The following is a 12,363-nucleotide window of genomic DNA, read 5'->3' as shown; positions in this document are numbered from 1 at the left end:
GACGACAAGAATTATTGGGCACCAATACTTTCGACACGTTTTACGACACTGCACAGGTTTGGGTGACCCGGAGCTACCGCTGGTCGGGTAGCGGGAGTCCATCGCTGAACCCCCGCCCCCTCAGTCATCCTGCCCCGGGGGACGCCGCGAGGCGTGAAAATGGGTGTCGGTCGCCTGCCGACGCCGAACGGTTCCTGGGTTTAGAGCCCGTCCCTCAGTCTGGTGTCGGGGCCTCGACCTGGAAGGGTCGCGCACTGTTGCCTCGAGCACGCCGGTCGGATTTTCGGTTTCTTCGACCGCGGCCCCCGGGTGGCCTCTCGATGGTGTCGACTGCTGGAGGTAGCGAGGGTGAGGAAGAAGAAACCGGTGGCGGCGACCGCGGAAGTGATCGTAGACGCCGATCATGAGCTGGTCCTGCGGCGGGTGTGCGGGATCGACGTGGGCAAGGCGTTGGCGTCGGTGTGTGTCTGGGTTCCGCCGGCTGATGGCGGTAAGCGCCGGTCGAGTGAGGTCCGGGAGGTGCCCGCGACGATGAACGCCGTGATGGAGCTGTCGGAGTCGTTGGTGGCGAAGGGGATTGAGAAGGTCACCCTCGAATCCACGGGCGATTATTGGCGGATCTGGTTTTATCTGCTGGAGGCGGCGGGGTTGTCGGTGCAGTTGGTCAACGCCCGCGACGTGAAGAACGTGCCGGGCCGGCCGAAGACCGACAAGCTAGATTCGGTGTGCCTGGCGAAACTCACCGAACGTGGCATGCTGCGCCCCAGTTTCGTACCACCGCCGGCGATCCGGGAGTTGCGGGACTACACCCGGATGCGGGCCGATCTCGTGCACGACCGGACCCGGTACTGGCAGCGGCTGGAGAAGCTGCTCGAGGACGCGTTGATCAAGATCTCGTCGGTGGCGTCGTCGTTGAACACTATGTCGTGCCGCGACATGATCGAAGCGCTGATCGCGGGTGAACGCGACCCATACAAGCTCGCGGGTCTGGCGCGATCGACGATGCGGCTCAAGCACGACGCCCTGGTGGAGGCCCTCATGGGGCGCTTCGACGCCCATCATGGCGAGTTGGCGCGGATGCTGCTCGACCAGATCGACGCGTTGAGCGCCCAGATCGACACGATCACCGCCCGGGTCGAGAAACTGTTGAGCGAGATCGACATCGAGTTTACCGAGAACGACGACCCGGACGGCCCCAAGACACAGGCCACCGCGACGCTGCTGGCTGCGCGGCTGGACGAAATCACCGGCATCGGGCCGCTCAACGCCCAGATCATCCTCGCCGAAATCGGGGTGGACATGAGCGTGTTCCTCACCGCCGGCCATCTCGCGTCGTGGGCGAAACTTCTCGCCCACGACCGTGCAGTCCGGTGCAAAACACCACGGCGGCAGAACCGGCAAGGGCAACCCGTATCTGAAGGCCGCGCTCGGCGACGCCGCCGCCGCGGCCGCCCGCACCAACACCTTCCTCGGCGAGAAATACCGGCGGATCGTCAAACGCCGAGGCAAAGGCAAGGCCCTGGTCGCGGTGGCGCGGTCGATCCTGGTCATCGTCTGGCATCTGGTCGCCGATCCCGGCCTCCGATTCAACGACCTCGGGCCCGGCTACCACGCGAGCCGCATCGACACCGGCCGCAAAGTCCGCAACCTGTCCGCCCAACTCGCCGCGCTGGGATACACCGTCACCCTGGAGGCCACCAGCGCCGCGTGAACGAACGGCCCACAACTGAACAGTTCAAAGACCACCCGACGGCTCGCTTCGCATCGCCGGGCGGCTTCGCCGTGTCTGGTCACCATTGGGTCATTTACCGGTCAGAACCGGCCATGCGAGATTTCCCGTCTATGCCGAGTTCGGCATAGCGGGGAATATCCCGAGCCCCGGATTATGCCGAGTGGACCGTAGCTGCTCGGCATAGTCGCAGGTCACTGTGATGGTGGTGGTCGCGGGCTCGGCATATTCAGAGTGCTTCGAGGAAGGCGAGCAGGGTGTCGTTGGGCCGATAGCGTCCGGGTGGTGTTGAGGGCGGGGCGATCCGGGCGAGAGCTTTCTCCTTCAGGGCAAGGTCGGCGTGCAGGTAGATCTGGGTGGTCTCGACGCTTTCGTGACCGAGCCAGAGCGCGATGACGGAGGTGTCGACGCCGCTGTGGAGCAGCTGCATGGCAGCGGTGTGGCGCAGGGTGTGGGGTGTGACATGTTTGACGTGCAGTGATGGGCATTGCTGGGCCGCGGTGGCGGTGTGTTTGGTCAGCAGCGAGGCGACCGCGTCGGTGCTCAGGGGGTGCCCGCGGCGGGTGGGGAAGACGGGATCGGTGGGACCACAGTCGTTTTCGTGAAGCCAGTTGGTGAGTGCGGTGATGGTGTGGCTGGTCAGGGGTGTGGCGCGTTCTTTGCGTCCTTGCCGTGGCAGCGGACGTGAGCGCCGCCGCCGAGGTGAAGATCGGTGCGGACGAGTCGGGTTATTTCCGAGACCCGTATGCCGGTCTGGACCGCCAGCGTGAGCAGGGCCTGGTCTCGCCGGCCGAACCAGGTGTCGGTGCCGGGAGCTGCCAGCAGCGCGTCGATCTCGTCTCGGGCCAGGTAGCAGACGATTTTCTGGTCGTGGCGTTTGGCGGGGATGGCCAGCACTCGCTGGATCTGTTCGGCATGTTCGGGATGCTGCAGTGCGGCGTAGCGGAACAGGGAGTGGATGGCGGTGAGCCGGGCGTTGCGGGTGGAGATGCTGTTGCCGCGTTCGGTTTCCAGGTGCGTGAGGAACGCGGCGACCAGGGGCGCGTCGATGTCAGCGACGTCGAGCACCGATGGCTGTTTGCCGGTGTGGTCGCGGGCGAAGACAAGCAGCAGCCGCAGGGTATCGCGGTAGGCGGTGATGGTGTGCGGGCTGGCGTCACGTTGAACCGTCAGCCGGTGAGTGAAGAACGCTTCGAGGGTGGGTGCCAGGGCGGTCATGGCCGTTGTCCTCGATGCTGTTGGAGCCATTGCCCGGCCACCGCCAGCAGCTCCGGGGTGGCCTGCAGATACCAGTAGGTCGACGACGGTCCGACGTGACCGAGGTAGGCCGACAGCGACGGCATCCGGGCGGCGACGTCCGCGTCGTCGCGATACCAGTCGATCAACGTTGCGACGGTGAAGCTGTGCCGCAGGTCGTGGACGCGGGGCAGTGCCCCGTTGTGGGGCGCCAGCCCGGCCGCGGCGACGATGCGGGCGAACATCGCATTAGCCCGGCGGGTGGTGATCCGCCCGGCACGGCTGGACACGAAGAAGCACCGCGCTGCCGGACGCGGACACAAGCGTCGACGCACCTGCGTGTAATCGCGCAGTGCCGCAACGGTTGTGGCGTGCACCGGGATGCGCCGCTGCTTGCGATACTTGGTCTGGCGGATCGTGATCACCGCAGCGTCGAGATCGACATCATCGATGTCCAACCCCACGGCTTCGCCCACCCGCATGCCGGTCACGGCCAGCAGCCCGAACAACGTGTAGTAGGTCGCCGCGCTCAACAGCCGGGGCCGCCTAGCCGCCGCGTCCAGAAGGGCAGTGATGTCGTCGGCCGACATCACATACGGTGTCGGGCGCCGGCGCCGATAGGCCAGCAGATCACGCGGCGGCACCGGCACCGCCGGGTCGATACCGTGCAGCCAGCGCAGGAAACCACGCACGACGGTCAGCCGCTGTTTCCAGCGAAACGGTTGAACCCCTTGGGGTCCGGTGGCCCAATCCAATGCAGCCTCAACGGTCGGCATGGACGCGCCGGTGCGTTCGAGATGAGTGATGAACGCCGGCAGCAGACGGGCGTGGTCGTCGAGTTTGAACCCCAGCCCCCGCCGGATCCGCAGGTATTCATCGACGCGGGCATGCAGTTCGGGACTCATTTCCGGCTCCCAGGCCATGAGCGGGCGACCACTCGCAACGCGGTCATGTCCTCACGGGCGTAGAGCATGGTGGTGGCCGTGTTCCGGTGCCGAAGCACCTGCCCGATTTCCAGCAGCGGTGCGCCGGCGGCACGCATCTCGGTGGCCGCCGTGTGACGCAACCGATGCGCGCCGACAACCGGTAACCCGGCGCGGGTGCAGGCGCGGGCCACGATCTGGCTGACACCGCTGGGCGACAACGGCTCCCACGGCGCCAGCGAGCCCAGGAACAGGCTGCGGGAGCCACCGCCTCGTCTGCCGTCACGGCAGTAATCGGCGATCGCTTCGCCGACATCGACCGGCACCGGCAGCGCTTCACGCCGGTTACCCTTGCCCGTTACCATCAATTCCCCGGCGCGCCAGCGAATATCGTCCACGGTCAGGCCGGCCACTTCCGACCGCCGCAAACCCAGCCTTGCAAGTACCTCGAGGACGGCGTAGTCCCGCAGCCCGACGCGGGTTCGCCGATCACAACAGGAGAGCATCCCGGCGACATGGTCGGCGGGCACGGCACGCACCACACCCTGATCACGCCAGCTCGGCGCGACCGGGACCGCGTCCACCAGCAGGGCGGACGTATGCGCGTGGAGATACAGGAATCTCAGCAACGCCCGCAATCCGGTGGTCACCGTGTTCAACGATCCCCTGTTGCGCCGGGAAGCCTCACCCAGCACGAAAGCGTTCACCGACCCACCCGACAGGAACGCCGGATCACCCGGCTCCCAATGACATTCGCCCAGGAACCGCTCGGCGACCTTGCGGTAGTTACCGACAGTCGACGCCGCCAACCCGCGCTCGGCGACCAGATAGGCAACGAACTGCTCGATCACCAGGTCCCGCCCACCACAAAGGCGCTGCACCGGCTCCGCCGCAGGCACGACACCGACGCCGCGCAAATGATCGAGCAGCGGCTGCATCCCCTTCACCGTCAACGTCCGGTCGACCCAACTACGGTCCATACGAACCTCCAGGAATCGCTCGACCTGCGGCATCACCAATTCCTCAGGCGGCAAACCGATCTCGGCCAGCCAACTGCTCAGGTGAGCCATCCGCAGCAGGTGCTCAGCACACGACCGCTCCGAATACCCCAGCTCGAGCAGGTCCGTACGGAACCCCGCGACATACACCTGCAGCGGCCCCGACACACCCACCCGCCACGGTGACGGCCTGTTCATGATCCACGCCTCCTTCACCGGGACACCCTGTTCCGGTGAAACCAGCATCAACCCGATCAGCCGACCGGAATATGCCGAACCGCGACCCAGCATTCAGGCCATCACCAGCAGGAATGATCATCCACTCGGCATAATCCGGGGCTCGGGATATTCCCCGCAACCGGCTCAAGCAGGCCGCTGGGGCGTGCTGGCTTTGCCGAAACTGTTTGTGCCCGTGCTGGTATCGGCTGGTTGTCGACGCTGGCAATGGGCGTGTATGAGGCGGTAGTACTCGTTCGGCTGACCGTTCGTTCCGGCGACGATGAGTTGACGTTTTATCGCCGTGCGGATCGTGGTGAACCATTGTTCCCACTGGCTGGGGGATTGTGGTTCGTGGTCGGCGAACAGCAGGTAGTCCCGCGCAGAGAGGGCATCGTCCGTGCTGCGCCTTGATGCGGAGCATGGTGGACGGTGCCAGCGGTGGGGGTTGCCGCTTGCGGCGCCGTTCGGTCCAGTACTGGACCAGAGCCGGGTCGTCCGGAGATGCCCAGCCGGTGACCATCACGTGCCGAACGATCTTTGTCCAGGCGAACCGATGGAGATAGACGCCGCTGATGCGGTCGCCGAACACCCACCGATCTTTCCTGGATTTGTCGAATCGACCGTAATACCGGGAGGCAATCCACCGCTGCGACTTCAGCGGATGGCGACGCAGCGCCCACCGATATGTGAGTGGCCATAGGTGGTTGTCCAGCTTGGCGAAAGCCTCACTGGCCACGACCGGCCGGTGATAAGCGGTCCAACCCCGGATGATCGGGTTGAGCCGCCTAGCGATGTCCGCCGGACCGGCCCCGCGCAGGGACCGCATCTCGACGGTCAGTCGCCGCTGCATCTTGGTGCTCGACTCCTTGCTCGGTTTGATGAGCAGCTTGCCGCCGCGCTGCGTGTGATAGCGGCGGACGTTGTATCCCAGGAAGTCGAAGCCGTCCGAGGCGTGAACGATACGTGTCTTTGCCTCGTTGAACGTCAAACCCCTTGGGGCAAACCACTGTTCGAGCCGTTGCCGGATCTGTTCCGCCTGCTCTCGACTGTGACACATAGCCACGAAATCATCTGCTTATTTCGCATGACCGCGGAGCGTATCGGTAACCCCCGACAGGTTGACGCTGCCGCGTACACGGCAATCTTTACGCTCCGCTCCCGCGGAAACATCCTGCCGTGCAATGTGTCTCGTGAACGATCGTTATCTAGAGCCTTCTGCGGTCGTGGACTGCTGACCTGGCTCTGTTCGTCGGAGACGGTGTCTCCGACGAACAGATGCCAGGCGTGAAGAGGGTTGGTCAGCAGGGCCTGATCGTTATGGAAGTGCGATGTCGGCTGCGGGTCGGTGGGGGCGCGGTGGCTTCCGGGACGGGGCGAATGCCCGCATGCCGTAGTTGCCCAAGAGCCTGGGCGAGTTGTCGGCGTAGCCGCTGGTTGTCCTCGGCCAGTTCCCGGTTGCGGGCGTTGGCGACTTCCAGGCGGCGGATTAGCGAGGAATCGCTGCTGCGGTGATGCGCTGGCACCGATGTGGCCGGTGCGCGGCGATTCAGCTCACGAAGGCGTTGGACTTCGGTTCGGATATCGGGCTGGGAGTAGAGCCAGGACCGTGACACCTCGGCTGCGGCGGCAACGGTCTGAAACGTCACGGCCGCTCCAGCGGCGTCGAGTTCACGGATGGCTCGGATCGCCTTGCTGCGGGCCAGTTCGTGCCGGTGGCGGGCGGCGGCGAGAAGGTGACGGGTGTTGTCAGCTCGCATTCGGCGTTCCCTGCGCTGCTGGGTCGGGTTCAGTTTCAAGCGTGGTGATGATGTTGGTCAGGTTGCCCAGCACCTGCCGGTTCATCTCGGCGAGGCGCTGTTGACCGCGCGCCTCGGCCGATGAGATCAGCTCGATGACCTGCTGCTGTTGGTGCCGGTGCTGGGGAAGGAACTCGGCGGTCGTGACGAACATCGGACACGTCAAACAAGCGTTGGCGTGCGGACAGGTCTTCACCAGCGGCAATGAGCAATATCCGTTGGGAAGAGCCTGGGTTGCTCGTCCGACGCGTTGTTTGGCCCAGGCCGCTTCGGCGAGTGGGCCGTCGGGGTCGAGAGTGACTGTCTCGCCGGTGATTCCGACCTTGCGGGCGGCTTCCCAGTGCCGGCGGATGGTGGTGTCGGACAGCCGCGCATAGCGGGCGGTCATCATGTGGGAGTCGTGATCGAGGATCCGCCGGACAACCTCTTGCGGAACGTCACGGTTGATCAGCTGCGTCCCCAGGGTGTGCCGCCATTGGTGGGGCGTGATCCGAATTCGCTGACCGTGCTCGTCTTGAATGGCGCAGCTGGCCAGCCAGCGCTGCAGGGCGCGGCGGTATGCCGACCCGTCCATCGGCAGTCGGCCGTCGGGGTTGTTCCGAGGTTTCGGGAACAACCTCGAAACGCCCTGCGGCCATTGGGTTTTCAACTGTTGCAGGTGTCCGGTGATGGACTGCTCCAGTTCGTCGTCGATCGGCACCAGCGCTTCACGGCGCATCTTGTGGTTGAAATACCGCAGGTAGGGTGCGCCGTCGCTGCCGCGGACCACGCAGTCGACGGTCAGTCCGAGTGCGTCGATGACCCGGAGTCCGCAGCGCATGAGGATCAGGGTCACCAGCCGATAGGCGGGGATGTTCCAGCGGTCGAGGTTGTCGGGGCGCTCCAGCTGCGCCATGACATGGTCGCTGAGCGCGCGGGGCAGCCATTCACCTTCTTTGGGATAGTCCTCGGGGAAGAACATGGCGTTGACCGGGAGTGTTGTGTCCCAGCCGTGTTGACGGATCGCGGTCAGGAACTGATTGAGCTGACCGATCAGGTGCCGGTGCATGACGCGCCCGCCGCAGGTCGCGTGCAGAAAGGCCAGATAGCGCTCGAGAAGGGGCCGGTCGACATCGGCCAAGCAGTCGACCGGAGTCGGTTGCGAGGCGAGGAACACGGCGAATTGCGTGACAGCGTTGGTTCCCAATGCTGCTGTCGCTGCGGTCTTCCCAGTCGATATTCGCCACCGAGCCCAGCGCTTGGCCAGCTCTTTCAGCCAGGGCTGGGGAATCACGTCGAAATGGAGGTAAGACTGGTGGCTGGGTTGGCGGCGGGCTCCGAGGCGACGCAGATCCCAGATATCGCGGCTGTATTCATCCACCCAGGGGTCATCGTGCTGGCGGCCGGTACCGGCCAGCGGGGTTCGCCGTGCCCCGCTGGCCACGGTGATGCTGGTGACCTCGGCGACGGGATTCACAGCTTCACCTCGTTTCCGGTGAACCAGCCAGCCTGTTCCAGAACTCGCCGAGCGTCTTCGATGGTGAGGTGCCCGTAAACGGTCGAGGTGACGGTCAGATCAGCGTGACCGAGGATCTTGGAGACGACCTCGATCGGCACTCCGTCGCGCAGCATCCGGGTGGCAGCGGTGTGTCGACACCAATGCGGATCGAAGTCGATGCCGGTCCGCCGGCGCAGTCGACGAACCAGGTCGTAGACCGCTGGATACGACCAAGGGTGTCCGTGCGGTGCGGCCCAGAGGTTGACGAACACATAGTCCGAGTCCAGGTCTCCATATTCGGTGTGCAGGTAGTCGGCGTAGAGGCGGATCAGCTCGGCGCTGACCGGAATGGACCGTCGCCGTTGCGATTTGGTTCGTGCGCCGTTGTCGTTGTCTCGCGGCACCACCACGACCTCCCGTTCGGCGGCGGCCAGTCCTCATGGCGCAGGCCGAGAGCTTCACCGACCCGCATGCCGGTCTCGTGCAGCAGGGCAAACAGGAACCGGTCCCGCAACCGGTCACACGCGTCGAGAATCGCCTGAATCTCGTTGACGGTCAGCACCCGTGGAAGCTTCCGCGGAGCCTTCAGTGCGATCGCCCGCCGTGCGTGCGGCTCGCCTTTGGTGATGTGGTGCAGAAACGGCTTCCAGCCGGTTCCGCGCCGCCCGCCCGGTTGCCACGTCACCATCAATTCGCCCAGGTCCACACCGTTTCGGGCGGCGTGCTGGTAGAAAGCGCTCACCGCCGACAGCTTCCTGTTCACTGTCGATTCCGCGCAGTGATGCTCCACCGACGGCAGCACGGCCACCGCCCCGTCCCGGGCCAGTGGCGGGCGACGCAGCCAGGACACGAATTCCGCGACGTCCTCCAGATGGACCGCCTGCCAGTCCAGCTCACGTCGACCGAGGAAGACGAACCAGTCCTTCAGATCATGCGCATACGCCTTGACGGTGTTCGGCGATCGCTCGATATCGGCCAAATACGCCAGATACCGCTCGACCGGAGCCACCGGCCCGTCGTCGCCGAGGACCGTCCACGACTCACGCCGCGAGATCGGGGACAGCACACGCACCACATGCATCGCTCCTCCAAAGCAATCCGCGAGATGGACGAGCTGTAGGTAACCACGTCCACCACACGAATCCAGGGAGCCGAGACCCTCGTGCTCAACACCAACGACACAGCCCTGAAGGCTCTAGATAACGATCGTTTTTGTCCCATCGCACCGCGCGGTCAGCGGGCTATGAGCGGATGACCTGAGGCGCAGTGGATCTCTGTGCCGCAAGGTCATGGGCCGCCGGGCCGTGGACCCGCTGGTACGCATCGTCGACGTCGAAGTCCTCGACGTCCGTCGTGAACGCCTGAACGCCATCACCCCCGACGAGGTCCAGGCCGAGGGCTTCCCGGACATGACACCGGAGAAGTTCGTGGAGTTCTTCTGCAGAACCCACAAAGGCTGCACACCCGAGGCCACCGTCACCCGAATCAGGTCGCGGTACCTCGATGTGCCGGACGCTTCGCAGTCCTGAACCTGTCGCACCATAAACCGCCTCACCTCGCCGGGGGGCGGTGCGCGGTGGCAGCTTCGCGCCTGCCCGCTTCCGAGAGTCTTTCGTGAAGCCTCCAAGCCCTGGGCTACCACGTAACCCTCGACCGCGTCGGCTGACTCCAACTACCCGCCACGAGAGGAATCTTCGCGTCAGAGGTTGGCGAGGGTGGATAGGATCTCCTCAGCCGACGGGGGCGCCGTCGGCGGAGCGGCATGGGCGGTGGTGATGCCGACGCCGATCGTGCCCGCCGCGAGCGCCGCGGTGAAGGCTGCGATGATCTTGTTCCGTTTGTTCATCGGTGGTGCCTTTTCTTGGGTTCTCAGCCGCTATGGCGCTGACGGTTCCCACCGTGCTCGCAGATTGCGGGTCCGAGGTGTGGTGCTGGTCGAGACGTCTGCCCGCGTTACGGCGTCGGTTCCCGACGTTCCCGAGGCCGGCGACCGCCCGGTCGCGAAGGCGCCGGAGACCAGCGCGACCAAGACCGCGGCGAGGGCGACGACTGACGTGGCCGACTCCTGGAGCAGGGTTGCTCCGACCGCGGCGCCGCCGAGCATCGCAGCGACCGAGCCGAGCCGGCGGTGGGCCTTCGCCCCGGACCCCCCGCCGAGGGCACTGTCGGCGGTCAGCCCGGTGAGGGTCAACGTCAGCACGGACGTGTTGAGGTCGCGTACACCGAAGTGGCGGACCGTGCTGTTCTGGAGCCCGGCCGCCAGAGCGAGCAATGCGATGGATGCGTACGCGCCGCGCCCGCCGGGTGTGGCCTGCCCACCGCCGGTGAGCAGTGCGACGAGGGCGAGTATGACCGCTTCGGCGGCCAGGGCCGCGACCAGCCAGCGGCGCGGCCGGCGGGACAGGTGGGCGGCGATACGACCGCCGGTGAGCGATCCCAGGACGAACCCGGCGAGGGCGGTGGCCGAGGCGGCCACCGCCGCGGCCACCTCCGGATGGGCGCCCGGTCGCAGGCCGGCGCCGAGAAAGATGACGTTGCCGGTCATAAAGGCGACGAAGACGTGTCCGAGTTGGAGATAGCTGAAGGTGTCGATGAGTCCGGTCACCGCGGTCAGCACCAGCATCGCGGCCACCGTCGGGCGGCTGTTGAGGGGGGAGGAGACGGCCATGGCGGCTTTCTTTTTGACGGGCCGGGGGTGGAGGGGCGGGGCAGCGGTCGAGGCCGGGGCGAGGCGGCGGGCCACCTGCTCCGCCTACGCCCCGTCGGATGGCGTCTCAAGCGTCCGCCACGCCTCCTCATCATGTCCAACGATCACAAGTGCTGGACCTCATCGATTTTATCGATGACGCGCCCTAGACTCCGGCCATGGAGATCCGCGAACTCGAGTACTTCCTCGCCTGCTGCGAGACCGGGAGCTTCACCGCCGCGGCCCGCAAGGCGCACATCGTGCAGTCCGCGATGTCCAGCGCGATCGCCCGGCTGGAGCGGGACTTGGGCGTACCGCTGTTCGACCGCTCGGTCACGCCCGTCGCCCTGACCGAGCACGGGGACGCCCTCCGTACCGCCGCCCAGCGCGTGCTGAACGCCGTACGGAGCGCGCGGGACGAAGTCCACGCCGCCTCGGGCCGGGTACGGGGGACGGTCGTGCTCGGCAGTACGTTCAGCACAGGACCGCTCGACCTCGCCACGGTGCTTACCGACCTACGGACCCGCCATCCGGAGGTCGTTGTCCAGCTCCGCCAGTCATCGGCCGGCTCCACGGGTAACCTGCGGGCGATCCTGGACGGTTCGCTGGACATCGCGCTGACGGCCAGCAGCGAGCGGCAGCCCGACGGGATCATGTTCAGGCCGCTGATCGAGGAACCGCTGGTGTTCACCTGCCGCGCGGACCACCCACTGGCCGGACGTGCCACGATCACGCTGCCCGACCTGTCGGCCGAGCCGATCCTGCGTTTCCCACCGGGCTGGGGAATGCGGGACACCGTGGACCGGGTGCTCGGCCCGGCGCAGTCAGCGACCGAAGTCGCCGACTACGGGCTGATGACCAAGCTCGTCGGCGCCGGCTTCGGCACGACTCTGCTGCCCGCCTCGGTGGCGACCGGCGGCGACGGCCTGCTCGTGATCCCTCTCGACGCACCGGGTCTGACATGGCAACTGTCCGTGGCCGTCAGCGCCCGCCGCCGCCCCACGGCGGCCACCGAAGCTCTCCTCGACGCCCTCACCGCCACGGCGAACAATGCCGCTGGCTCCCGTACCTAGACCTGGCACGAGAAGCAAGACCTCAACCGCAACCACCAACACCGCTACCAGGACAACCTCATACCCACAGCCTGAACAACAGCACCCTAATGAGATGTAGCGGGTCGGTCGATCGGGCAGACTCGCTACTGGTAGCGGCTGGTAGGTGAGCACTGATTGGCCCCGGACTTCGAGTCCTGCTTTGAGATCGTGCCCCTGCCGGTCGGCCGGGAGAAATGGATCGCTG

At 65.9% G+C, this 12,363-nt stretch carries 10 protein-coding genes and 3 pseudogenes; 3 read left to right on the top strand and 10 right to left on the bottom strand.

Features of this window, described 5'->3' with window-relative positions:
- Positions 1–366 precede the first annotated feature (366 nt).
- A pseudogene (locus tag ACV7NQ_RS31265) lies at positions 367–1,711 on the top strand (IS110 family RNA-guided transposase).
- A gap of 247 nt (positions 1,712–1,958) precedes the next feature.
- On the opposite strand, the gene ACV7NQ_RS31260 reads toward ACV7NQ_RS31265, so the two are convergent.
- From ACV7NQ_RS31260 to ACV7NQ_RS31225, 8 genes and pseudogenes are all read right to left on the bottom strand, one after another.
- Positions 1,959–2,357, bottom strand: coding sequence for a tyrosine-type recombinase/integrase (locus tag ACV7NQ_RS31260; protein WP_463365886.1), 399 nt, complete (start codon positions 2,355–2,357; stop codon positions 1,959–1,961).
- 11 nt (positions 2,358–2,368) lie between these two features.
- The gene (locus ACV7NQ_RS31255) at positions 2,369–2,947 is read right to left on the bottom strand and encodes a tyrosine-type recombinase/integrase (protein WP_463362869.1); all 579 of its coding nucleotides are present in this window, start codon (positions 2,945–2,947) and stop codon (positions 2,369–2,371) included.
- Complete coding sequence (locus ACV7NQ_RS31250; protein WP_463362868.1) at positions 2,944–3,870, bottom strand: tyrosine-type recombinase/integrase; 927 nt, start codon at positions 3,868–3,870, stop codon at positions 2,944–2,946. Before ACV7NQ_RS31250 ends, ACV7NQ_RS31255 begins: the two co-directional genes overlap by 4 nt.
- A complete protein-coding gene (locus tag ACV7NQ_RS31245; RefSeq protein WP_463362867.1) occupies positions 3,867–5,177 on the bottom strand; it encodes a tyrosine-type recombinase/integrase in 1,311 nt (436 codons plus the stop codon). The genes ACV7NQ_RS31250 and ACV7NQ_RS31245 overlap by 4 nt, the downstream gene beginning before the upstream one ends.
- 562 nt (positions 5,178–5,739) lie before the next feature.
- Positions 5,740–6,168 (bottom strand): annotated as a pseudogene (locus ACV7NQ_RS31240) (group II intron maturase-specific domain-containing protein); the annotation flags it as partial.
- A gap of 235 nt (positions 6,169–6,403) precedes the next feature.
- The gene (locus ACV7NQ_RS31235; RefSeq protein ID WP_463362866.1) at positions 6,404–6,862 is read right to left on the bottom strand and encodes a DUF6262 family protein; all 459 of its coding nucleotides are present in this window, start codon (positions 6,860–6,862) and stop codon (positions 6,404–6,406) included.
- On the bottom strand, positions 6,852–8,357 hold the full coding sequence (locus ACV7NQ_RS31230; RefSeq protein WP_463362865.1) for a tyrosine-type recombinase/integrase: 1,506 nt from the start codon (positions 8,355–8,357) through the stop codon (positions 6,852–6,854). Before ACV7NQ_RS31230 ends, ACV7NQ_RS31235 begins: the two co-directional genes overlap by 11 nt.
- Positions 8,354–9,459 (bottom strand): annotated as a pseudogene (locus ACV7NQ_RS31225) (site-specific integrase). The gene ACV7NQ_RS31230 and the pseudogene ACV7NQ_RS31225 overlap by 4 nt, the downstream one beginning before the upstream one ends.
- Positions 9,460–9,682: 223 nt before the next feature.
- On the opposite strand from ACV7NQ_RS31225, the gene ACV7NQ_RS31220 reads away from it, so the two are divergent.
- A complete protein-coding gene (locus ACV7NQ_RS31220; RefSeq protein ID WP_463362864.1) occupies positions 9,683–9,907 on the top strand; it encodes an ASCH domain-containing protein in 225 nt (74 codons plus the stop codon).
- A 170-nt stretch (positions 9,908–10,077) separates the two neighbouring features.
- Here the strand turns inward: ACV7NQ_RS31220 and ACV7NQ_RS31215 are convergent, their stop codons facing one another.
- Both ACV7NQ_RS31215 and ACV7NQ_RS31210 read right to left on the bottom strand, forming a co-directional pair.
- On the bottom strand, positions 10,078–10,224 hold the full coding sequence (locus tag ACV7NQ_RS31215) for a hypothetical protein (RefSeq protein ID WP_463362863.1): 147 nt from the start codon (positions 10,222–10,224) through the stop codon (positions 10,078–10,080).
- Positions 10,225–10,254: 30 nt separating this feature from the next.
- Complete coding sequence (locus tag ACV7NQ_RS31210) at positions 10,255–11,046, bottom strand: YoaK family protein (protein WP_463362862.1); 792 nt, start codon at positions 11,044–11,046, stop codon at positions 10,255–10,257.
- A gap of 197 nt (positions 11,047–11,243) precedes the next feature.
- On the opposite strand from ACV7NQ_RS31210, the gene ACV7NQ_RS31205 reads away from it, so the two are divergent.
- Positions 11,244–12,137 (top strand): LysR family transcriptional regulator, encoded by an 894-nt coding sequence (locus ACV7NQ_RS31205; RefSeq protein WP_463362861.1) that lies wholly within the window; start codon positions 11,244–11,246, stop codon positions 12,135–12,137.
- Positions 12,138–12,363 lie beyond the last annotated feature (226 nt).

The sequence above is a fragment of the Nocardia sp. Tas62D01 genome (assembly GCF_055232035.1).
Note: the sequence above shows the minus strand (reverse complement) of the source record. Positions and strands in the feature narration are given on the sequence as shown.